15 protein-coding genes and 2 pseudogenes are annotated in these 23,324 nt (G+C 33.2%); 6 read left to right on the top strand and 11 right to left on the bottom strand.

The features are described 5' to 3' along the window. Positions 1-14 precede the first annotated feature (14 nt). From AAGD63_RS05505 to AAGD63_RS05495, 3 genes are read right to left on the bottom strand one after another with little or no spacing between them, the layout of a single operon-like run. Entirely contained in the window at positions 15-554 is a 540-nt protein-coding gene (locus AAGD63_RS05505; RefSeq protein ID WP_341813303.1) for a hypothetical protein, read from the bottom strand. After that, positions 532-2,211 (bottom strand): recombinase family protein, encoded by a 1,680-nt coding sequence (locus AAGD63_RS05500; protein WP_341813301.1) that lies wholly within the window; start codon positions 2,209-2,211, stop codon positions 532-534. The genes AAGD63_RS05505 and AAGD63_RS05500 overlap by 23 nt, the downstream gene beginning before the upstream one ends. Beyond that, positions 2,205-2,393: a hypothetical protein gene (locus AAGD63_RS05495; protein ID WP_038249248.1), complete on the bottom strand. Its 189-nt coding sequence runs from the start codon at positions 2,391-2,393 to the stop codon at positions 2,205-2,207. Before AAGD63_RS05495 ends, AAGD63_RS05500 begins: the two co-directional genes overlap by 7 nt. 131 nt (positions 2,394-2,524) lie before the next feature. Here AAGD63_RS05495 and AAGD63_RS05490 point away from each other — a divergent pair. Further along, positions 2,525-2,710: pseudogene (locus AAGD63_RS05490) on the top strand (recombinase family protein); the annotation flags it as partial. A 31-nt stretch (positions 2,711-2,741) separates the two neighbouring features. Next, a complete protein-coding gene (locus AAGD63_RS05485) occupies positions 2,742-3,329 on the top strand; it encodes a hypothetical protein (RefSeq protein WP_341813300.1) in 588 nt (195 codons plus the stop codon). A gap of 606 nt (positions 3,330-3,935) precedes the next feature. On the opposite strand, the gene AAGD63_RS05480 is transcribed toward AAGD63_RS05485, so the two are convergent. From AAGD63_RS05480 to AAGD63_RS05470, 3 genes are read right to left on the bottom strand one after another with little or no spacing between them, the layout of a single operon-like run. After that, complete coding sequence (locus AAGD63_RS05480) at positions 3,936-4,664, bottom strand: ATP-binding cassette domain-containing protein (RefSeq protein WP_208571703.1); 729 nt, start codon at positions 4,662-4,664, stop codon at positions 3,936-3,938. Between the two features lie 9 nt (positions 4,665-4,673). Continuing rightward, on the bottom strand, positions 4,674-5,513 hold the full coding sequence (locus AAGD63_RS05475) for an ABC transporter permease (RefSeq protein ID WP_208571534.1): 840 nt from the start codon (positions 5,511-5,513) through the stop codon (positions 4,674-4,676). Between the two features lie 6 nt (positions 5,514-5,519). Then, a complete protein-coding gene (locus AAGD63_RS05470; protein WP_208571533.1) occupies positions 5,520-6,446 on the bottom strand; it encodes an ABC transporter substrate binding protein in 927 nt (308 codons plus the stop codon). Positions 6,447-7,202: 756 nt separating this feature from the next. On the opposite strand from AAGD63_RS05470, the gene AAGD63_RS05465 reads away from it, so the two are divergent. The 3 genes from AAGD63_RS05465 (at position 7,203) to AAGD63_RS05455 (ending at position 11,349) form a co-directional block, all read left to right on the top strand. Continuing rightward, positions 7,203-8,438 carry a hypothetical protein gene (locus AAGD63_RS05465; protein ID WP_341813299.1) on the top strand — a complete coding sequence of 412 codons (1,236 nt, stop codon included), beginning with the start codon at positions 7,203-7,205 and terminating at the stop codon, positions 8,436-8,438. 113 nt (positions 8,439-8,551) lie between these two features. Then, positions 8,552-10,195 carry a hypothetical protein gene (locus tag AAGD63_RS05460; protein WP_341813298.1) on the top strand — a complete coding sequence of 548 codons (1,644 nt, stop codon included), beginning with the start codon at positions 8,552-8,554 and terminating at the stop codon, positions 10,193-10,195. A 44-nt stretch (positions 10,196-10,239) separates the two neighbouring features. Beyond that, complete coding sequence (locus AAGD63_RS05455; protein WP_341813297.1) at positions 10,240-11,349, top strand: hypothetical protein; 1,110 nt, start codon at positions 10,240-10,242, stop codon at positions 11,347-11,349. A 291-nt stretch (positions 11,350-11,640) separates the two neighbouring features. Here AAGD63_RS05455 and AAGD63_RS06175 read toward each other — a convergent pair. Beyond that, positions 11,641-11,805 (bottom strand): annotated as a pseudogene (locus AAGD63_RS06175) (IS66 family transposase); the annotation flags it as partial. A 349-nt stretch (positions 11,806-12,154) separates the two neighbouring features. On the opposite strand from AAGD63_RS06175, the gene AAGD63_RS05450 reads away from it, so the two are divergent. Further along, positions 12,155-19,987, top strand: coding sequence for an ankyrin repeat domain-containing protein (locus tag AAGD63_RS05450; RefSeq protein ID WP_341813296.1), 7,833 nt, complete (start codon positions 12,155-12,157; stop codon positions 19,985-19,987). A gap of 149 nt (positions 19,988-20,136) precedes the next feature. Here the strand turns inward: AAGD63_RS05450 and AAGD63_RS05445 are convergent, their stop codons facing one another. The 4 genes from AAGD63_RS05445 to AAGD63_RS05430 all read right to left on the bottom strand — a co-directional run bounded on the left by AAGD63_RS05445 (position 20,137) and on the right by AAGD63_RS05430 (position 22,948). Further along, the gene (locus tag AAGD63_RS05445; protein ID WP_341813295.1) at positions 20,137-21,054 is read right to left on the bottom strand and encodes an Rpn family recombination-promoting nuclease/putative transposase; all 918 of its coding nucleotides are present in this window, start codon (positions 21,052-21,054) and stop codon (positions 20,137-20,139) included. Positions 21,055-21,149: 95 nt separating this feature from the next. Further along, complete coding sequence (locus tag AAGD63_RS05440) at positions 21,150-21,656, bottom strand: phage major tail tube protein (RefSeq protein WP_341813041.1); 507 nt, start codon at positions 21,654-21,656, stop codon at positions 21,150-21,152. A 15-nt stretch (positions 21,657-21,671) separates the two neighbouring features. Further along, complete coding sequence (locus tag AAGD63_RS05435) at positions 21,672-22,772, bottom strand: phage tail sheath subtilisin-like domain-containing protein (protein ID WP_341813040.1); 1,101 nt, start codon at positions 22,770-22,772, stop codon at positions 21,672-21,674. Beyond that, the gene (locus tag AAGD63_RS05430) at positions 22,769-22,948 is read right to left on the bottom strand and encodes an SWIM zinc finger family protein (protein ID WP_341813039.1); all 180 of its coding nucleotides are present in this window, start codon (positions 22,946-22,948) and stop codon (positions 22,769-22,771) included. The genes AAGD63_RS05435 and AAGD63_RS05430 overlap by 4 nt, the downstream gene beginning before the upstream one ends. Between the last annotated feature and the right edge of the window lie 376 nt (positions 22,949-23,324).

The raw sequence follows: 23,324 nt of genomic DNA, 5'->3' as shown, positions 1-23,324 counted from the left end.
GTTTAGAAATTTGGTTAAGCTGTAGCTATCCAGCGTCCGTTAACCATATTTATGAATTTTGTTGGTATTGGTTTGCCGTTTTTAAGTTCGTACATCAATTGCAGAGTATTCCTTTCTGGCCTAAATATCATTACTCCAGATGTATATAAACTTCTTAAAACATTAGCACCACTCAATGCTTGAAATGGATTCTTTTTTAACGTGGTTGTTGACATTTTTTTGGTGTAATGTGTAACTATTACTCCAGCAGCAGGATTAGTTATAGAGCGTAGTTCATCAATACTATTTTGCAGAAAAGAGATCATACTCCTATAATCAAAAAGAGAGTCTATCACTATAAGATCAACTGTTTTTACATCGAGATTTTCCGACATAATTTCTTTTATTTTTTCCACATTCAAAGTTAACTGTACTTTTTTAGTAATAACTAAGTTTTCTGTTCCTGCATCAAGGGTTTTCTTGCTGATTCTTAGCTTCTGTAAGCGCTCTCTTATGTAATCATATTCCATTTCATTCTGTAGATAGAATATCTTAAGTGGCCTTGCAGGCTTCATACCAAGAAATGATACTCCTACCCCTACAACAACATTGCAAGCATTGATTTTTCTCCATATGAAAAGAGTCTGGAAGCTCTTTTACTCTAAACACGATGTTTACATCCTCAAAATTAATCTCAATTCGCTTAACTAACGTTCTAATAATATCACGTTTAGTTAGCCAGTCTGCATTATTAAGACTTGAGTTAATACTAGAGGAAAACCCCTCTAAATTTGTTACTACTAGAGTTAACTCTTGTGTGAGTTTTTTCTGATCAAATATCTTTTTCTTTTGTTCTTCAACCATTTTTAAGTTTTGTTTCATTGCTTTAATTCTTGGCTCAAATTCTTCTTGATCAATATATTCTTGAGCATAACTATCAATTAACCTTGCAATACCTCGTTTTAATTTATCTTCTTGTGTTTCAAGCAAAGCACTTTTTTGATCTAGTGGTGATTTTTTAAGTTCTGAAAGTCTACGTTTATACTCCTCTAATATTCTATTTGGATTTTTTAATAGATGTTTTACCTCTTCCCACACAGCCATGTCTAATGTATCTGTACGAATTAATTTGTTGTTACACATTTTATTACCGCCAAAACGGTATGAATCCGTGCCAACACAACGATAATATACCTGATTATTAGTTTTTTCCCCCTCCTTATTCCTTGCAGTGCTAGTACCATAATATGCATAATTGCAAAGCTTACATACTACTAAACCTTGCAATAAATGTCTTGCTCCTCTTTGTCTTGTTCTTGCTATTTTTCTATTCTCAGCTAATTGTTCTTGAACGATTTCAAATAAATCTTCGCTTACTATACTAGGTACTTTAATATAAATCCAATCCTCTTTTGGAACATGATAAGTAGAATAATTATCTTTTGGATGCTCGCAGGAGTTTTTTTTCGGTCTTATATGTTTTAGTTTGACACCAAACCTTGTTTTACCAAAAGCTGCTTGTCCTTTATAAGCAGAGTTTTTTAACATACTCAAAACTACAGCCCTATCCCAATACTCTTTTCCAGTTCTCGTCATAATGGACATAGCACTTAGCCTACGACATACTTCTCCTATACTGGCTCTTTCTCTTCCTACCCAAGAAAATACTTTACGAACAACTTCAGCTTCTTCTTCATAAATCTCAAATAAGGCCTGTCCTGTTTCTGTATTTTTGTTTATATAACGATAGCCATAAGGAGCAGCACTCATTACACTTATACAACCCTTATTTGCTGCATAAATCTTTCCTCGACGACTTCGTTCCATGATTTTTGCACGTTCGTATTCTGCTATCATACCTTGCATTTGTAATAGTAATTGAGATTCTGGATTATCGCTAATTTGATGATTTAAAAAAATGACTTCCACTCCTAATTTCTTAAACTCTTCAAGTAATATCATCTGATATGCATACTTACGAGATAAACGATCAGGAGAATGAATATAAACCTTATCAATGTTACCTTCTGCTATTTTATCACGTAATTTTTCCAAACCAGGACGGATTATGTTAGAACCACTATAACCATTATCAATAAATTTATATTCATTTAATAATTTATGTCCATCCATACTAATTTGATTCTCTATAGCAGCAATTTGGCTTGCTATTGTATCTTCTTGTGCTTGCTTCCCTGAAGAAACTCTTGCATATAAACTAACTGTTACCATTTTACCGTCCTCAAATCTACTTTCTTATATTCAGAGTTTTCTTCCTTTTTGCTCGCTTTTATTGGTTTACTTAACACTAATTTTTCATACGCATCTAATAGATACAACTCTGCTAATCGATTTACTTCATAACTACAACTAATACGAACTATTAATTTCTTGTTGCCCATGAGCTCTACCATATATTATCCATCGAGACATATGGTTATTTGATCATTAGCTCTATAAATAAATTCAACTCTCCGTTCTTTTTGTAGAAGCTTTCGGGAAATAGTCTTCTCAAGTTTCAGGTTTATTGCAATATTGTTGGCGGAGTCCCAAAATTAGTATAGGTACAAGACGTATACAGCAAATTTTAAGGTTGAATTATTTAGCTCCGAAGATTAAAGAAGATATAGTAAAGGGGAGGCAGCCAAGAGGTTTGAAGCTATCTGACTTGAGGGAAATACCGATGCTGTGGAGTGAGCAGGTAGAAAAATTTTATGGATTAGCGATGTAACGTTTATAAAAGTAACAAGGAGAAAAACATCATGAGAACACCGAAGAAAATATGGAGAGGTATTACCAGAAAGTTAAAAAATAGAAAAGATACCACTACTGCAAAAGAAGCTGTCATAGAGGAATCAAGGAACTCTAATATTCCAGAAGAAGTTGAGGTAAAAGAGATCGCTAATGCTGATAAAGCTGCAGAAATTGACACTCAGCTATGTAAAAATATCAATAAAAATAGTGATAATATTAATATATCTCAGCCTACATGTGAAACCAGCGAAAAGACTCAAGATGCTCCAATAGAGACGTCCAATGTACCCAATGACTTTCCTTCAAATGAAATAAAGCCATGTGATGCTGTGGAAGAGAAATCATTAACAAAAACAACGCAGCAAAGACAAGCAATCCTGGCTGGTGTTGTTGGTGCGGTATTATTGGTAAGTTGTGTTGCATCTTATCTACTGATTGAATATTCCAAAGTACACGTTATAGCGGTAGTTGGCGGGATTATTGGGTTGGTTTGTATGGGTTTTGCCCTGTATAATGCTATAAAGCCCAATACCCAGCTCGAGAAAGTGGAAGATATTCAGTCTTCTTTAAATCCAGCGTATACTCAAAAACCATAAGTGCCAAGATAACTTCTCTAAAAAATCTCTTAAATTATTAACCTAATATCACTTACCTTAGCCCCACTGTCATTTTTTCTTAATTTGAGCTTATGGAGCCTTTAACATTCTACTCCATTTATTAAGAGTCTAACAAATTAGAGAAGATAACAATAAAAAGTACACCAAATATTATATAGACAAACACCATAACAAAGCCCCATTCTTAGCCCACCGCATTAAAACTATTACTCTTCTCTGGCTTTTTTGATTGTTTACTTTTGCCTTACCATAACCATGCTCAAGTTTTAAAATACCTTCACTTAATACGCTTTCCCCAGCTTATAGAAATATTATGTATAGTAGATAGAAAACCAATGCAAGCATAATTTTTCTAACTTTTGTATTTTTTAAACTTCACTGACATTGATGCTTCTACTTTTAATTAGCTACACCTGCCAGTAACAACATTGTGCCTATTTACCGCCATCAAATGCAAAGAGATGATACTCTACTTCAAAGCATTTGCCCCTTTTTATCAGCTACTTTTCCTTAACTTGACGCGTATGCTTTTTTGAATATTCCAAAAGTAAAGCTACAACCATACTTACTAATAAATCAATTTTGTTATAGAGAGTTCAAAATTTCTTTTAACTCTTTTAAGTAAAAATTAAAAGATTTTACTTTATCTATTACTATTCGCCCATTATCCAATACTATAATCCTTTTGCCATAATTTACAGCATCCTCTAAATTATGAGTTATCATTACTGAAGTGATGTTATGTTCTTCTATTACTTTAGCTGTTATCGCAATAATTTCTTTAGAAGCTTTCGGATCTAAACTTGCTGTATGTTCATCCAGAAATAAAATTTGAGGTGGATGACTAATTGCAAGGGCTAATAAAATAGCTTGTTTCTCTCCTCCAGAAAAATTATTTATCGGTTGATTTAAAAGAGATAAAAATTTTTTAGGGGCATAGGTTTTAGAAATTACTTCTTTACTTGTAAAACGCTCATTCTTTGGGAACCTACTTTCCCATAGAAGAATATTTTCTTCCAGAGTTAATTCAGTAAATAATCTATCTTCAGCTTTTTGGGTTAAAGTAACAACCATAAAAGCCTTTTGGATAGGTAAGATTTTATCAATAGGTAATTGATTTAAAAATACTTCTCCTTTCGTTGGTGCAAGATAGCCGGCTAGTATTTTAGCTAAGGTAGATTTACCGCTTCCATTGGCCCCAAGTAACACTACAAATTCACCTTTGTCAATATTAAGGGTAGTATCATAAATTATTGGTTTATCACGGTTCGTTACTTTAAACTCAATTTCTTTAGCATATAAATAAGATTCCATATTTTTTCTTTATCCATAATTCCTATTGCGTTGCAAGGATATAAATAATATTACCCCTAAAACAAGCTTCAAATTTACAGGATCAATTCCTATATGCAATATGCTGCTAAGGCTTACAAAGTAAAAAAATATTCCGACAAAACATGCAATTACTTGCATAAAAATATGAAAATACTGAGGATTACCTCTAAAAATATGTAATCCGATGACAATAGCTCCAACACTAGTAAGCGCAAGTCCTATTCCCATATTAATATCCGCAAATCCATTTACTTGAGCAGCAAGCGCACCTGTTAGAGCCGCGAATCCATTACTTAATGCAAGACCTATAGTTCGATAAACTTCCGGTCTTTTCCCTAAAATACCCAATAAATTTTTATTATAGCCAAATGCTCGAAGTAATAATCCTAACCTTCCATTTAGTAAAAATACTAGTGATATAATGATAATACAATTGATTATAGTTAGTGGAATCAACCAATTTTCTAAATTAAATAATGATAAGATCGTTGGCGTTCCTAATATTGATATATTATGGCGTCTAAGTATTCGCAGATTAACCGAATATAGCATAAAGCTTGCAAGTATTCCGGCTATTAAACTATCAATACGGTCATTTTTTTGCATAAAACTAACTATGCTTCCAACTATCATACCTGCAAGCATACTAAATATTAATGCTGGAAATAGCCCAAAATCAATGGTACGGGCAAATATACCGGCCCCTAAAACATAAGTACCATCAACAGTTAAATCTGTAATTTTCATAATTTCATAACTTATATACATCCCCAAAATAAGAGGTAGTATTAAAAAGGACTGTTCTAACGCTATAAATAGTATGTCCATTATTTGTTACTCAATTTCTATACGCTGAAATGGTAAAGAAGATATTTCAAGTTTAGTTAGAATCTTTTGTCTAGAAAATGATTTAGAATTAATAAAGAGCATTAAACTATCCATAAGCTTAAAAGGAATATTTTTAGGGAGAATGCCGTTTAAAACATCTTTGGCAATTAATCCACTATTAACTCCAATTTCCTTTTCTCGTACCCCTATTGCTATAGTTGCACCGTCAATTACTGACCCTTCATCTGAAGCAATTATAGGAATTGATCTATTATCCGCTTCTTGTTTTAAGATATTTATGCCACTTGCTAGTAAATGATCCTTTAAGATTAGAAAAGCTTGCGTATTTTTAGGGCTATTTTTTACCGCTAGCGGGAGATCAGTCAAGTTATTTATCATCATTTTATGGAGAACAATATTATTTTTTTCTGCATATAATTTTAATTCTTTTACTGCAGGTGCTACTTTTTCACTACTACTATATAATAATGTTATATCATACAACGATGGTAGTTTATCAACTAACTTTATTATCGATATTTCATCATTAACCCCGGTCACCAAGGGATGATTTTTGTTATTTATTGCTGCAGCTACACAAACGATAGGTTTATTTTTTATATGAGAAATAGTCATTAGAGAGGTAGAAGAACCAATAGGCATGAGTATGTCTTGCTGCTGCATTTGCTTAATTATTGTGAGTAAAACATTAGGATCCCCATGAGCATTTTTAACTGTAATTTTAACACTCTGGTCTTGCAACGATTCTTTAATTCCATTAACAATCTGAGTCATTGCTTCATGTTCAAGAGGTACAATAATACCAATATTTTTATGATTAGCATAAACTGCAACAGTAAAAAACAGGACAGATAGAAACGCTAAAAGATACTTCTTATAATAGAAAGCTTTAAAAATGACGGAAAACAACATCGTGATACCCTATAAAAACTACAATTCAAACAAAGCCTAAAATTGATGTAAAATTATTTACGCCAACGCCATCCTTGATTTAAATTATTAATTTCTACAGATATCATATATATAAATTCTATTATTATATAACTAAGTCTAATATGTTTTAAATATAATGTCAATTATATTTGAAGCAGTGAAAATAGCATTAGAAACATACTGCGAATTAGCGTCGTAAAGGATTTAATTATTTACTTTCCCCAAAAACACAAAAATAGTACGTATATTTACGAGAACGCGTTGCGTAAAAATAGGGTTGTAAAAATAAAAGCTTGAGATTGTTACAACAAAATTAGGCAAACCAGTTCGTACGTAGATTTAGCGAAAGTGATCCAATATAGCTGGTTTTAGCTTACAGTGAAATTACCATATAAATAAAGTTCGTACGGTACACATGGTAGACCAACACATCCCAAAACAAAAAGCTCTCACCGCCCTTGGTTTTGAGTGCTGAAAACGGTTATCTTACCTGAGATCTTAATAATATGTTTTGCTAAATTAATATTGATTTACTTGCGGAAGAATAATGAAGACAAGCTCATGATGAAACAAAATTCAAAATAAATAAAATGTCATGTATTGAGTCTATTAAGGGTCTTTTGCCTAAAACTACTTTGGGTTAGAAAATTTTTCTATACATAATGGTAATTGACAAAGTTTTAAAGGTAGAGCAACATGTCTAAAATATATTAAATCTTGTTAGGGGGGGTAAGTATGGGTTACGAAAATGTACAAAAGGTATTACTAACTTCCATTAAAGAGGATGATCCTCATAAAGGGCTTAAAGAGTTAGAGATTAAAAGATGGTGTATTGCATATCAGACATTGCTGAATAAATGGGATAGCACAATAATACCATCCCTTTTTAAGAAAGTTTTAGAAGATGAAACTTGTTGGAAGATAGAAGATGCTTCAGGACAAATTAGACTCAATAGGTATACTTTCGGGGAAAAATTGTTAGCCTTGAAAACTTTAGATGGGCAAAGAAGTCTTATTAGACCCTTTGATCGCTACAGGATTGCATGCTGGTGTTGTTTTGAAGACGAGATAAGAGCTATTTTTGAAGAATTTAAATTAACGTTAGGTAATAAGACAGTAGAGAGTTTAGTTAAGGGATGTAATAACGGGGCTTTAATGATCTACTGGTCACATGCTATAAATAACCAGGAACATCAGTTGAAGTTAAATAATGAGCATCCATACGTTTATGCTTTTAAATCTGCGATGCTAGAAAAGTATGTTGAAGCTTTGGAATTCTTCTGGGATAAGTTACAATCAATTGATTCTGTGTCTTCGAAAAGGAAAGAAGATTTGTTGATGGAAGTGGCATATAATAAAGGACGTTTTTCTGCTGACGATGTTGGAATGGTTGATTTTTGTCTACGTAACCTTCATGAAGATAAGTATCATGAGTTATTGAAAAGGGATTTTAAGCAAAATAAGTATCATTATACGTTAAGCACGCTAACAGCAGGTTATTTCTTTGAAAGTGCCAAAAAGCTATTTGAACATTTAAAGTCAGAAGATTTATCTCTTGAAGGTTATAGTACATCAATGTTTGGAGCATTGGACTCACTTGTTTCTGTACCAGATGATAGTTTTATTAAATCTGGTAGTGACATGCTCACCTCCATGTGGAATCGTTCTGGCTTTGAAACTCATAAGCAACACTTTTTAGATAAGTTGGGTATAGGATATGCATCTAGGAATAGAATTGCTTGTCTGATCAAAAAGAATGCGGATATTAAGGTATTGCCGGAAATTATAAAATCTCTTAATCAAGAGCAAATGCAATCTATTATGGAAGAAGATAAATCAATACATGAGATATTCACTAGAATTAGAAACAGGCAATTAGATAGCGGAGCAGGTGATAGTCAGTTACCAAGTGCATCATTAGATGTAGAATCTGTAAAACAGGAAGTTACTGATATTAGAAGCAAAGTGTAGAGTTTCTCTTTTTGAAAATTCAGTTACTTAGACTTAAACGAAAGCATACAAAGAATTTTAGTGAGAGTAAAGATTGTAAAAGGTTAAAATAAGGTTAAAATCAGGAGGTAGTTATGGTTGATAACAATCAACAACAAGAGAAATCACAAGATTTTGAACTAATAGAGTTACTTTTTGGGAAAGTAGACCCTTCAACCTCTGCAGATCTACTGGATAAGTCCTTTGAAGCAAGATTTCAATCATTGGTTGATCAAATACAATCTTATTTGCACTCTAGTGAAAAGGCTGGTTTTTTTCCTCATCGATTTCTAGGTTGGTTTTCCAGTGTGTTAGATACTAAGCTTAACGATAAGCTAGGTATAAAAAAGTTACATTTTCATTTTGAAGGAGCAAGAACTTTAAAAGTTGTAGCAGAAACAGAATCCAAAACACATGTTTTTATTTTCACTGAAGATATAGAAGCTCAACATTCTAACTCCCCACAAACACGCACTAGGAATTTTGAATTCACCACAGGTGAGTGGAAGAATGTGATGGGTAGAGATTACACTCCATTAGACGAACGTAAGCTTCAAATTGATGTGATAAAAATTTTGAAAGATAAGTATGAGTTAGTAAAAAGCAGACCAAAGTCAGACAAGGATGTTAAGTCGAAGAAGTTACATTTATATCTGAAGAATAACGTATTGGAGTATAAAGCTAAGGATATATATGGAAATATTCAAACAATGCAAATTGATTCTGGTGAGTTAAAGGGTAATGATGCGTTTAAAAATAAATTTTTTGATGAAATCAAGCAGTTTCTAGGTAAATCAGGTAAGGATCTTAGTGATGATGTTAGAAAAGAGTTATCAAGACTTACGTCAGTAAAGGGATATACCTTAAAGAGTGATGGAGAAGATGAAAAAATAAACATTAAGGTAGAAAGTAAAAAGAAGATTATAGATCAACCTATTGAGCCTACAGTAAAGTTTCAAGAAGTGACAAAAAAGCTGGGTAAATCTATTTACCTAGAGGATTATATAGAAAAGCTTGTCAGTTCAGATACACGTCAAGCTAAGGAAAATCTCGAAGACATTCTAAATTATATTAAAAAAATTCACACCAATTTAGACTTGCAAGCTAATGTTTATGGCATTAAAGCTCGTGAAGCTGGTCAACATGGTTTTGTAGCAGGAATGTTTGATAACTTTCGATATCGTGATAATACCAAACTCTATCTGGAACAATTTGCTGGAGGAGGTTATGCTGATATTGTTTTGCTTGTTCGTGGACCTGATCGTGCTATTGATTCAGTTCCAATTCTTATTGAACTCAAGGCTGGAACTGAAGGACAAGTTGATCCAAGTGATGCGCTGGAGCAAGCTAAAGGTTACATTGAAGGTTTTAGACCAAATAAGATGAGGATCTTAACCAATGCGGAGAATGCTATTGCTGTTGGGTTAAATTTAGATCTCAAAGAACCATTTAAAACTGAAGTAAAACCTATTAAACAACCACCAGCTCCTTTGATGGAGGAATTTATCGAACTAGTTGGCGAGTGGGATAATCAATCAATTTCTGAGGAAGTTTTTAAGCGAAAGGTAAAAGATTTGTTATCAAGCGAATACCATACTTTTCCAGCGAATAAAGAAACAAAAGATCATTACTATTTCAGTAGAGATATATTAGGTCAATCAATTTTAATTAACGAGATTGGTCAAGATCAGGATAACGTAAAAAAAAATATATATACTCATATGATGAGTACCCGCTGAACTGGCCTCAGGGAACAGAATACACTTTATCTAAAAGCCCAGTTATGACATTAATACTTGTTCAAGGTAATGAAGGACAAGAAAAAACAGCATTCATTTTTCATATACGAGAGTCCAATACAAAGGAATTCTATGCTGATAAAAAAATTCCAGTACTGAACATACCTGAAATAGGAAAAGTAGGAAATGCCGTAGAAATTAAAATGAGTCTAAAAAAATATGAAACAGGATTATCTTTTGAAGACCTTTTTAAAATAGAACAGATAAGTAAATATAAACCAAGTGGTGCCGATCAACAATTTACAGGTAGTTTTCTTAAGATACCTAATTCTGATGAATTAAAGGCAAAATTTAATCAAGCAATTACTTCTCAATATGCTACTTCTTCTGAAGGTACAGACTTATTGCTAGGTTATAAAAGTCTACTTACTGAGATAGCAGATGCGATTTACCCTGTTAAAGGTTTGATTACAAATGAAGCAAGATTACAAGCTGTGCTTAATGGCTTCCTTAGTAGTTATAGTGATTTGAAGCTAAAAGAGACTTCTACAAACCAAGAAGATTCTGCAAAAATTATAATTATACCTGAATTTCAAGTAGGAACAGGTGGTCATGTAGATATGGTAATACAAGGTATTGGTCCTTCACCTCAGGGTACTAAAGAATACACTCCTATAGCGCTGGAATTTAAGCTTATAGATAAAAATTTAAATCAAGATCAGCTGAAACAGGAAGTTGATAAATTAACAAAAGAACAAAATATTAGATATGCTAAAGGGGCAGCACTGAAAGCAATCACAGATAGTGATAAAATGTTTTTCATGGGTGTAGTTGTTAATATAGGGGCTAAAGATAAAAATTCTTTAATATTAACAAGTGATGAGTTTATTCCTGCTATAGTAGTTCATAGTTCTATTCATATGATACATCCTGATACAGTAGAACAACAAGGAGAAGATCGGCGGACTTTAGAATCTACAGGGATTAGTAGTGTTCCCAGAGGTCGTGGGCGTGGTGTGAGAAGAAGTGAGTTAGAATCTCCAGGAATTAGTAGTGTTTCTAGGGGTCGTGGGCGTGGTATGAGCCCTAGAAGTGAGTTAGAATCTCCAGGAGTTAGTAATGTTCCCAGAGGTCGTGGACGTGGAAATCAATGAGCAAAAGAGGATATTAGGTTAACTCAAAGCAGTGTAGTTACCTCTCTTTATGATAAATATAATTTTATTAGTACTGATGCTTTTAATGACAATGTTATGACAAATAACGCGAATGATATGGAGGTAGGAGATTCATTTGGTATCCGTTCAGGCAATAGCGTCAACTTAAGAGCCTTCATTAACAAACTCTCCTAAAGACTGATGGCGTTTAGGCTTATCAACTTTATTGCAGCTATACAATCACTGATATTTTTCCTTAAATTGATGCCATTGTCCGTTCAGGAGAGTGGTTTAAGAAACGATAGATATAAGATTATGAAAAGGGTTAGGTTGCTTTGTTTCCGTATTAAGTATAACGAAATTATCTGTTCAAGTTCCTCGCTGTGATTGTGTAAAATGTGAGTTTTTACGGTAGATGACATAATGCCTAATTTTCCGTTCAGCATTAGACTTGCTGGGAAGGAGGAGAAATGTTTATATAAAGAAAGATAGAGCAAGTAAAAGTGAGGTAAAATGACCATAATCTAAGGTAATGTTCAAAAAAGTGTGTCAAACCAAGAAATAGATTGATATAAAGAAAAGTTTGTGTACAATATTTAATAAATCAACTAATCCCAAGAAAAATACTTTTCACAGTCCTTGATCTCTGGGAATGGTTATTTTATTAAATTTTAGTAGAATATGCTGCTAAATTAAAGATAGCTCTAAGATAAAGTATTTATACAAGCTATTTGCATTGCCAACTTTATTTACTAGTATGTATGGAATATAAAGTTTAGGTTTTGAGTTAAATAGAGGGAGTTTTATGCTACAAAAACAATCTTCAGTGGGTTATTTAAAGAGCACAAAGATTAATTCACAAGCAAAAGATAAATCTTTTCAGTTTAAACGTAGAATAAGACGTCAGTATAATCCTGATGATATTAACATTGCCAAATTGTTTCTTGCTATACGTGAGCATAGAACAGGTAATCCTCAGCTAGACAAGACTAATGCAATTAAAGAATTACTTACTCAAGTAGATAATATTAATGATACTGATTACAATGATAATGGTAATACACCACTACATGTTGCTGTCAGCAAAAGACATCTAGACATTGTCAAACTTCTTTTAAGTACTCGCGATATAAACCCGAAAGCTAAAAATAATAGGGGTCAGACGCCTCTCGATGTTATTAATGAAGATCTTAATAGTAAGAGTAAGACATCTTTGGATCAAGATATTATTCAAGAATTACAGGGAGCTTCATCTCTAAAAAGGGAAAACACTGGAGAAAATAAGCCAGAAGTTGGTTCTCCTAAAAAGCTAAGAATTTCCTCTATAAAAAAAGAAGAGCCTGAAGGAGCAAAAATCGAAGAGGGTGATCCAAGAACATACCCTGCTTCTGGATTAAAGCATACTCTTCATGGAAATATTTATCAGCTAAAATTGTTAATGTTATTTTTAAAGCGTGGACTAGAAGAAGGATACTCTTTTCGTTTAGCTACAGAGTGGGATAATGCTGAAAAATTTGATGACTTGGTATTTATACATGATGATCAAAATAGAGGAAAAAGTTATCGTTTCTTGCAAGCAAAACACAAACAAAATGAAGACAATAAGAAAATTGGAATAGGTGATTTACTTACAGAGGATAAAAATGGTGAATTTGGATTGGCAAAGTATTTCATTTCTTATCTAAAGATTAAAAATAATCAAGATTTTGCAGATGGTGTCCTGAAAGATTTTATTATCTGTACTAATATTGGTTTTGATTTGGATCAAGATACAGCACAAAATGGAGTAAAAAAGTTGAAAATGCAAACTAAAGGAAAAAATAAAGGAAAAGAAATTTTGGTTAAAATGATTGAAGATAATGATGTCTTCTTTAAAGATGGAGGTAAGAGATATAAGCTTTTTGATGATAAAGATAATATGGCTCTAGCGGTGCAACAAGAATTTAAAGTTGCTGTGGAAGAAACAATCCCGAAGTTGGAAACGGAAATAAAAAAACTTCAAGACAAGTCAGATCAAGATTCAAAAAATAAATTGAAACAAATTCAAAAATGGAAAAAGGAATTTAAACAAATAGCAAATAGTGGATTAGAAAAAAATATAAAAAATTTTTTTGGCGAATTAGTATTTGCAGTTAATCAGCCCAATGAAGATAAGCTAGCTACAATCCTTCAAGACAAAATAGGCAAGGAATTCGAAGAAAAGTTTAATTATGCCGGTAATTTGAGTGAAGATGCTTATAATAAATTTCAAAGAGTAGTACAAGATTGGATGAAAGAGAGACAGGGACGTTTTCTTTCTTACGAAGAAGTGAAAGATTTTTTTAATAGTTTTGAATCGCGAGTCAGTACTGTAGTTGAAATAAAACAAAAACTAGAATACTTAATAGAGCATACTGTAAAGGCGCAGAACAATAAACAAGCACAAAAAGATGTTTGGTTTGATGCAGAAAATCCATCGGAATTATTTGTTGGAAGGACAGAAGAATTAGAAGAGTTACATAGAGCATTACATGATCAGGGTAGAATAGGAGTAATATCACAAGTATCAAGAATTAGCGGTTTAGGAGGAATAGGTAAGACTGAGTTAGCCAAAAAGTATATTTGTGAATACGCTGAAAAACATTATAGCAATGTTATATGGATAAATGCTGAAAATGATAAAACAATTGCAAATTCATTTTATAGACTGGCTTCAGATAAATTAGGGATTACCATAAAAAATACAGATGGAGAAGAAAAACATGTAAAGTCCATTATAGAAGAAGTGTTTGAATCTTTCTCTACAGAAAAGAGTCTTTTTGTTTTCGATAATGCTGAAGGATTGGAACATTTAAAGAAAATTTTACCACTCAATATTTCAATGCCTAATGTTAAAATACCTTATATTTTGATTACTTCCCGCAGTAAAGAATGGGGCAAAAAAATAAGAGCTATAGATCTAGACACGTTAAGTTTAGATGATTCAATAAAATTTATAAAGAAAGGGCTAGAGATAGAAGATAAATCCCAGAATGACCAAATAGGAAATTTAGTAGAAGAACTGCAGCATTTCCCTTTAGCTATACAACAAGCAATAGCACATATAAAAGAAACACAAGAGAGCTGTAATTTTGAAGGTTACTTGGAAAAATATAGGGAAAAGGCTAAGGAGTTGATTAACTATAAGGGGCTTGAATGGGATAATAGTTATACTAAAACAACTTATACAGTTTGGGAAGTTACGCTTGATAGAATAATAGAGGATGAAGAATGTGGGCAGTTGGCTTTAGATATTCTTAATACCATGGCTTACTTTGCACCTGAAAATATTATGAGAGAAATGTTTTTGAGTTTAGCAGGTGGTAGTCAAACGAAATTAGAATCAGCTATCAATTTGCTTGTAAATTACTCTATGGTAAACGGTAAACAAAAGCAAAGCTTGAGTATTCATAGGCTAGTTCAAAAAGTGACAAGATTAAAACTGCAAGAACAGCAAAAAGAGGAAGAAGTTCTGAAAAAAGCTCTGGAATTAATAAAGAGCTCTACTATAAAAGAGGAAAATATAAGTCACGTTACTTCTGTTTTGGATTATGCAAGTAGGTATAATAAATTGATTAATAATTTTGATTTTACTTACAAGGGGCGTAAATATACCCCACTTAATCTACTTATTGAGGGTAATAGAGAAGAAGGGGTTAAAAATATATTAGACAATCTAAGACGCGAGAGGTATCCAAGTAAATTGCTTAAAGTTGTCAATACTCTCGATGAATATGGCTATTCTCCTCTCAGGTTTGCTATTGAGAATTCTAACTTACAGATAGTAAAGTATCTTATAGAAAATGGTGCTGATTTAGATATTAAGTATGAAAAGGGTTTTACTCCTCTGCATTTTGCTGCTTTATTTGGTAACTTGGAATTAGCAAGATACCTTGTAGATGAAGAACATGTTAGTTTTAATGTCTTAGATAAATATGGAAAAAGCCCCCTACATTTTGCCTTTGAAAATGGTAGGATAGAGTTGGTAAAGTACCTCGTAGGTGAGAAAAAGGCTAATATCAATGTTTTAGATAATCAGCACATGGCTCCTTTACATTTTGTTGCTGAAAATGGTAACTTAGAATTAGCAAAATATCTTATAGGAAATGGTGCTGACTTTTATCTCCGTGATAAGTTTGGTTTTACTCCTCTAGAACGCGCTATTGATAGAGGGCAAGATGATATAGTAAAATATCTTACAGAAGTTAAGAATAGATTTGGTTTTACCTATTTACACAAGGCTGCTTGGGACGGTAATTTGGATCTTTTTAAGCTTCTTATTAAGCTTCTTATAAATCATAATGCTGATTTGTACAGAGTTGACAATGATAGTTCCTCTCCTCTACACCGAGCTGCTGAAAATGGTAAGCTTGAAATAGTAAGGTATATTATAGATAAAAAACTTTATAACATTGATATTGTTAACAATGACAAACGAACACCACTGCTGTTAGCTGCTCAGAATGGTCATTTGGAAATAGTGAAATTTCTTGTAGATAAAGGAGCTGACTTTTATCTCCGTGATAAGTTTGGTTTTACTCCTCTAGAACGCGCTATTGATAGAGGGCAAGATGATATAGTAAAATATCTTACAGAAGTTAAGAATAGATTTGGTTTTACCTATTTACACAAGGCTGCTTGGGACGGTAATTTGGATCTTTTTAAGCTTCTTATTAAGCTTCTTATAAATCATAATGCTGATTTGTACAGAGTTGACAATGATAGTTCCTCTCCTCTACACCGAGCTGCTGAAAATGGTAAGCTTGAAATAGTAAGGTATATTATAGATAAAAAACTTTATAACATTGATACTGTTAACAATGACAAACGAACACCACTGCTGTTAGCTGCTCAGAATGGTCATTTGGAAATAGTGAAATTTCTTGTAGATAAAGGAGCTGACTTTTATCTCCGTGATAAGTTTGGTTTTACTCCTCTAGAACGCGCTATTGATAGAGGATATGAGAAGGTAAAAGAATATCTTGAAGAAAAGGGTAGATTTGTAGCGGATGAATGCTTGCCAAGTCCAAGTTATAGGCAGAAAAGAGAAGCTGAAAGTAACTGTTTATTTACCTGGGAAGACGTAGATGAGTTTAATGAGGAGAAAGATGAAAAAAGAGATTTTAGTAAAATTAAAATAGATAGTGAAAAGTTTGTCAGTTACATTAAAGATTTGCCAGAGGGAAAGCAGAGTCAGCTAATTCAATTGGCCAGTGGGGTAAAAGTTACTGGTGAATCTCAAAGTTTGGTTAATAAGCTAATTGGCAATCAAAAAATCATGAATCATTTAAGTAAGGTAGGAAAAATCTCCGGAATGACCATGCACGGAATGATGGCTAAAAATATATTGGCTGACTTTTTAAATGGTAATTATCAAGGCGTAGCAATCAATGTTGGTTTTATAGCAGGTGGTCAAGGATTTGCTAAAGTTGCTGAAGCTGCATCTCTTAAAGGATTAAAACTATCTGAAGAGGGAAAGTTATTAGTTAGTCAATTTTTAAAAGCAGCATCTCCTTTTCTTGCTCGTAGTACTTCTGCTTTTATTGTCTATGACCTAGTAAATCAGATAAAAGCATTTAAAAATGGTACTGAAGAAGCACTGGTTGGTATAGTAGGAGATAGTATTTATCTGGGGGTTGACGCTGCAGAGATTGGTATAGAAGTTGCTGAAGCTTTTGAAGTGCTAGAAGGAGTATCATCTGTTACTAGGCCTATTGGTACAACAATTGGGGCTGTAGTGTTTGTTGGCACTGATATTTACATTGCAGTAAAAAGAGTTGATAAAATTGATCAGATTATTCACCTCAAGGAAGATGAAAGACTTATCGAAGGATTACGTGCATTTATGGGTATGCAACCTGAACAGTATATAGAAAAATTTATCGAAAAGAAACAGGTTAGTAACCAACTAGTTAATCAAGGACTTGAGTACTTAAAACGACATAGTGATATTGAAGGGTATGTTTTTCCTACTGGTAAGTTAGTTGTAGATTCTGATCAAAAAGTATCACATAGGCTCCAAATGGATTTAGATAATCTAGCACTTCTTGGTAACAAAGTAGATAATGTTATTTTGCATAGAGCAAAACCAGATAATCCAAATATAGGTAAGTTATTCTGTCTTCCTACTGGCCCAATACGTTCTAGCATTGGAGGTGAGAATGCTTATCTTTGTCATAATGCAATAGGTCTCTCCTATTTAGCTGATAGGACAGGAAATAGTACTTTAATTGCTTTGGGAAAAGGTAAAGATCAAGCAACAGGATTTAGGGATAGTCCTAATATTTTCTTAGTAGATGATGGAGATAAGGAGTTTACTGGAGGTGATAAAGATGACGTTTTTATCCTTGTGGGTAACAAGACTATAGGAACATTAGATGGAGGCAATGGAAATAACACTCTAAACTTAGCAGGGTTTGCTTTAGATAGAGATTACATAGATGTTAAATTTAAACTGTCTAGCCATTATGGTTCAATATTCTCGCCTAGTGATATTGTAATAAAGAACATACATAAAATTTATGGTAGAAAAGGAAAGCAGGATATAATAGACTATGGGTGCGATATAAGATATGTAGACGGTCAAGGCGGCAAAAGTAACGATAGTCCTGATCATATTATTATACCATATTGTAATAGTGTTAATAGAAAGCAAATAATAGTAAGACCTAGCACTACAATAGATAACTCAGATGAATCACGTCACGGGATTTTTGATTACATTATTCTTCCTGATGAGGGAAAAGCTAATATCAATATTGAATATGACTATGCTTTTACACAACAAAGAAAGCATAATTTTTTATTTAACTATACTCTTTTTGACTTAGCAAGTGTCAATATTGAAAATGTTAAAGATATCAATTATTGGTATACTGGTTATGGAAAGATGACTCATACAATAAGGAATGTTACGTTCAGTTTTCTATCACCTTCATTGAAAGGTAAATCTATTAATGAGAAATTTGATATAATTATTTCAGATATTCCAGCTAATGCCTCTTATATAGTAGGTAATAATGCTGAAATAAAAATAGGAAATAAAGGTAACCTGTATATGCTTGAGAATACCAATCAACCTGTTGATGAGGTTATAAACAGTTACTTAACTATGGCAAACAGATTAAAGAAAATATCTTTCTTTATACAATCACGTAACGAAACCGTTGTAATAGGAAGTGGAAACCATGAAGTAATATATAACAATCCACTACATAGGAGTAATCTAGTGGGCAATGGTGGTGAAAATGTGTATGTGATTGATTCTGAGAGTGAAGGGTTTGAAATTAATAAGCTTCCTCTGCCTGAAGTAGTTGTTTATGATCTTAATGCAGAAAGTTCAGTGAATACAATTGACTTAAGGAATTTAGTACAACAAGCAAGAAGTAAATTCTCGAATAAAGATAGTTTTGAATTAAAAGTTCTAAAATCTGAAAGTGATTTGTTATTAAAAGCAACAGTAATTGAGGCGGAGCGAACGGAAGATTCATCTGTAAGTAAAATAAGAAAACATGAGTATTTTACTGTTAGATTAAAAGATGGGGTTAATTGGTATAATAAGACTCATGTGATTGTGGATAATTTTCCTGTGAAAATCAGCCTAGATAACAATGAGTGGAGTTTAAGGCCACAACCTTTAGTATTTGAAAAGGATAAAGGAGTTATTATTGTAACAGGTCGAGACGTAGAAGAGAACACTGAGCTTATCATACCTAGAAAAGGAGGAAACTATACATTTGTTCGTGAGCATGGCACTGATCTAATGATAACAAATGTTTTTGATGCTAATATCACTCAAGAAGATTTTTGTACTATTACACTCAGTGGGTTTTATGAGGAGCTTAAAATGGAAACATTATCTATAAAGTTTGCTGATAAGGAAATAGTCTTAAAAGACCATAGGGAAGAAATAAGCACTGCAAGAGACATGAATATTGTGAAAAAAGAGCATAGTGAGCAAGTCTATAATGATGTTTTCAATCATGCAAAAAGTGAATCAGAAGTTGTGTTAGTTGATCAAGTGGCTCATAAGCATAGATATGAACAAAGCAGACACAGAATTCGTAACCGCCGCAGCGAGAATATAATAAGTAGTGGTGCAAGACCACCTTCGTGGATAAATGATTTATTTGGCTGGGTGAAAAGTTCTGTGGGTGGATTAGTATCAAGTGTGGCAAACAAATTTGCTGCTAAAGAATCGGAAGATTATAAATTAGGAGATACCGGTGCATACTCTTCAGGGTTAGAAAAGATGTACAGTGCTACCATACCACAATCTAGAAAGTCACTAGTTGTAACGAAAGGAAATATTCCTAATAGGAGCTGGTCTTCTAATCGGGAAAAAGTAAGATCAAATGTTACAGTTGCGCCAGAAATAAGCACCGCTGTGGTAAATAGTGCACTAATATTAGGTGACTTAGCTGTTCGTTTTATGAATGGGACACGATATGAGCAACCGATCTATGAAAATCTTTTGTCACCAAGAGAGCAATCGATGCGGTCTATAGATGAGGATATGATTATAAGAGCTATACAGCAAGGTAAGGAAAAGTTTGGAGTTCCTGGCACTAACATGGATGAAGTAAAAATTATAGGCAATAAGACTGAAATCGGAAAATAAATGGAAGGCTAGATAAGAGGGTTTCGTTATGGTAGTAATCTATCTAATTCTATGTGCAATCTTTATAGCTATTTTAGACAGTTCACTAGATTCTTAATTAGGTAGATTTCTAGCTTAGAGAAGGTTTTCATAAATATTGAAGTGAATAATTATGTTTTTTCTTTGAGTTGTGAAATTTCAGAATGAGAGAGACCGGTAATTTGAGCTATAACATCTATAGATACACCGGCCTTGAGTGAGTTTTTGGCAACTTCAATTTTACCTTCAATTTTACCTTTTTCATGGCCGATTTGGATGCCTTCTTGTCTACCTTCTTGTCTACCTTTTTGAGTAGCATCATCGAGTTTTTGAGCAAGAACAGCTTGTTCATCACGAATACGCTTGACCTCTTGTTCATAAGCAATAAATTCTTTTTCTGACCAGTTGAACCTATTTAGCTCTTCATAAGCTTTTTTGATTATTACGTCATTTCCTATTATCCTTTCCAGCTCTTCTTCACCTGTTTCGTCAGCGTGCTTAAAAAAATATACCCACTTCTCAACTATATTTGAAAGCTGATCTTCTTTAGTTTTGGGAAATTTAGGCAATTCAATAAATACAAAGTAAAAATCTTTTAGATCGTGCTCATTAGTATCTTCATCGCGAATAGTGTGCTTTGATTTATACTCAGACTTATCAGGAAACAGTATACAATCTGCTATAGCAATAAAAATAATTTCCTTAAGATCATGGCATTGATCACCCTTGTCAGCTTGTCTTGAATAGGCTTTAGCAGCATAGTACTGAGCTCGTTTTTCAAAGCCTTTGGTTTTAGCGACCTGCATCTCAATTATCCATTGTACTCCTGTTGAATCTCTACATAGCACATCAACAATACTTTGTTTTTTAGATGCAATATCAGGATCTTGAATAGTACTTAAAAACTCTATATCCTGTATTGCATTTTTGCCAGTAAAGCTCAAAATATCATTTAGAAAGTGAATGAGGATATCTTTATTCTTTTCAGTACCAAAGATACGGCGAAATGCTATATCATTTTTAGGGTCGAGAAATTTAGATAAAGCCATAGCAAAAATTCCTAAAAACCGTTAATAATTATACAGTATTATTAGTAATTTTTCAATAAAAAAGTGGTTGTATGAAAAAGCATCCATCTATTCCATTAAATCCCTAGAATCGTTTGCAGCAAGGCCATTTGATCAACACCATTTATCTTTCTAATCATATTTTCAGCATCGATTTCTATCAATTCATTGCCACCTATAGTAAGTTTGTAGTAATGGGCAGCTACAGTGCATTTTAGAGTGGCTTTTTCAGCAGGTTTCCAGCTACCAAAGTCAAATTCTTTAAAAATGCCTCTTAAGTTGATTGTTACTCCTTCAACATCATTACTACCACCCCCTTGCATTCCATCACGGAGCGTCAAAGCTACCGAATTTCCATTTATCAACCCAAAAAGCCGAAAGAGCTCTGTATCGTATTCAGAAAAAGTGAAATCTGCTTCAAGTTTCTCCATCCCCATATCTATATTTACTGGAATATCCATACCACCAGCTCTATATTTCTCAGTTTTAATGGTGAGCTTCGGCAAGGTTATCTCATCTATTTTTCCTGCATAACCACGACCATCTACGAATACATTAAAATTCTTTAAAATCTTCGGTAACATCTCTTTCTCCCATTTTTATAATATTGTACCACTCACAAGATGTGACCTGAAAGTAATCTGTTCTGCTGGATATGGCGGTGTAAACTCAAAATCAAAATATACTTTTCCACTTGCAATATTTGTTGGTGTATTGAGTTCTGGGGTTGCATAACATTTTCCGTTGATAATTGCTCCTTGCGCTTTTAAATTAGCCAAATAAGAATTCACCCCCTCAATCACATCATCTATATAAGTTTTGGTAATATTGCGATCAACTGCCCATAGATGAGCTCGAAGTAAACTATCATTGATTAAATCTGCAGTACGCCTCACTGACAGAAAGGCCCATTTCGAATCATTTAAACATGTTCTATTTCCCCAAAGCCTGTAGCCATTTTGATGAATTATTGTTGTTACTTCATTTTCATTCAAGTGATTTGCTCTACAATTTGTATTACCAAGCGTAAAATCAATAGGCCTGCTTGTGCCAATAATACCATTTATCTCTTTATTTGAAGGTGAGTGCCAGAATCCTTGTTCGCTATCTACTTTCGCTATTAAACCAGCTACAAATGGGCTTGCTGGCAAAATTTCTTCTTTTCCTTCAATAAACACCTTAACCCATGGATCAACTACGTAAACTCTTGAGCTGCCTACACTTTTTCTCCACTTGATTGCTTCTTCATCATTAGTATTTGGTCCATCTGCAACTATTATAGCTCTTAATTTTTCTGCTATAGGAATTAATGCTGAAACCACTGAATTTTTGCCATCTTCTGGTAGTTGGTGAGTAAATTGAGGTGCAATTAATATTCTTGGGGCAACATGAACTATACTTTCACTGCTGAGGAATGCCTCTATCCCTTGATACTCTCCAGTCTCTTTATCAACACCGCCAATTATATTCTTCAGCGTCTCCTCTTCTTTTAATTTTGGATCGCTGTTTTCACTTTCTTTAACTCGAATAACTACTACTGTTGCACCAATCTGGGAAAATATTCCATTTACTGCAGAAGGTAAACTGCCACTCTTTCCAAGTTTTGCTACTTCTTTTAAGCTTCCTTCTATCAGTACTGGTTTATTCAGTGGAAATTTTTGCTCATTGGCTTCAGGTGCAGTACCAATTACACCTATCACTTATGAATATTGAAAATTACGAAAGGGTTTTTATCAATTTCTGCAGCAATAAGATAAATTACAGCAGCAATATGTTTACAAGGCATAGCCCAATCAGGACAATTGCAACTTGCGTTCATTTCTTCCCAATTCGAAGGAAATAATTTAATACCTGAGTCGTTAAGTTTATCAAACAAAAGTGTTGGTAATTGTTTATTTATTAATTTAGGTAATATAGAGGGAGAATTTTCAATAATACAACGGATAGCTGATGAATTTAATTTGTTTAGTACTATTTTAACTTTATATGGATGAGGTCTTGAACCACTAACTTTGGCTGTAATTGTATTACCATTGATTTGAATACCAAAAGCTCGACCAGTATTAGCATAAGTTCTACCACGTGAAAGGCGGTTATCGTAATCAACTTCACTGAAAGCCTGAACAGACGAAATCTATAAAACCAAAAAGAAACTCTTTCTCTTTACTTTATGTTTTTTGGATATAGTTTTACGAAGAAGCGCTTCTGCAGCTATAACCGAAACAATCAATGGTGCTATAAATGCCCGTTTG

This window comes from Wolbachia endosymbiont (group B) of Germaria angustata (genome assembly GCF_964026725.1).
Classification (GTDB): Bacteria; Pseudomonadota; Alphaproteobacteria; order Rickettsiales; family Anaplasmataceae; genus Wolbachia; species Wolbachia pipientis_C.
This window is presented reverse-complemented; position numbering and strand designations above follow the sequence as displayed.

What these genes read in the sequence shown, in the direction of transcription:
- AAGD63_RS05475 (WP_208571534.1), bottom strand. Translation starts at nt 5,513, where the DNA reads ATGGACATACTATTTATAGCGTTAGAACAGTCCTTTTTAATACTACCT.
- AAGD63_RS05450 (WP_341813296.1), top strand. Translation starts at nt 12,155, where the DNA reads ATGCTACAAAAACAATCTTCAGTGGGTTATTTAAAGAGCACAAAGATT.
- AAGD63_RS05460 (WP_341813298.1), top strand. Translation starts at nt 8,552, where the DNA reads ATGGTTGATAACAATCAACAACAAGAGAAATCACAAGATTTTGAACTA.
- AAGD63_RS05480 (WP_208571703.1), bottom strand. Translation starts at nt 4,664, where the DNA reads ATGGAATCTTATTTATATGCTAAAGAAATTGAGTTTAAAGTAACGAAC.
- AAGD63_RS05455 (WP_341813297.1), top strand. Translation starts at nt 10,240, where the DNA reads ATGACATTAATACTTGTTCAAGGTAATGAAGGACAAGAAAAAACAGCA.
- AAGD63_RS05505 (WP_341813303.1), bottom strand. Translation starts at nt 554, where the DNA reads ATGAAGCCTGCAAGGCCACTTAAGATATTCTATCTACAGAATGAAATG.
- AAGD63_RS05500 (WP_341813301.1), bottom strand. Translation starts at nt 2,211, where the DNA reads ATGGTAACAGTTAGTTTATATGCAAGAGTTTCTTCAGGGAAGCAAGCA.
- AAGD63_RS05485 (WP_341813300.1), top strand. Translation starts at nt 2,742, where the DNA reads ATGAGAACACCGAAGAAAATATGGAGAGGTATTACCAGAAAGTTAAAA.
- AAGD63_RS05440 (WP_341813041.1), bottom strand. Translation starts at nt 21,656, where the DNA reads ATGTTACCGAAGATTTTAAAGAATTTTAATGTATTCGTAGATGGTCGT.
- AAGD63_RS05465 (WP_341813299.1), top strand. Translation starts at nt 7,203, where the DNA reads ATGGGTTACGAAAATGTACAAAAGGTATTACTAACTTCCATTAAAGAG.
- AAGD63_RS05470 (WP_208571533.1), bottom strand. Translation starts at nt 6,446, where the DNA reads ATGTTGTTTTCCGTCATTTTTAAAGCTTTCTATTATAAGAAGTATCTT.
- AAGD63_RS05445 (WP_341813295.1), bottom strand. Translation starts at nt 21,054, where the DNA reads ATGGCTTTATCTAAATTTCTCGACCCTAAAAATGATATAGCATTTCGC.
- AAGD63_RS05495 (WP_038249248.1), bottom strand. Translation starts at nt 2,393, where the DNA reads ATGGTAGAGCTCATGGGCAACAAGAAATTAATAGTTCGTATTAGTTGT.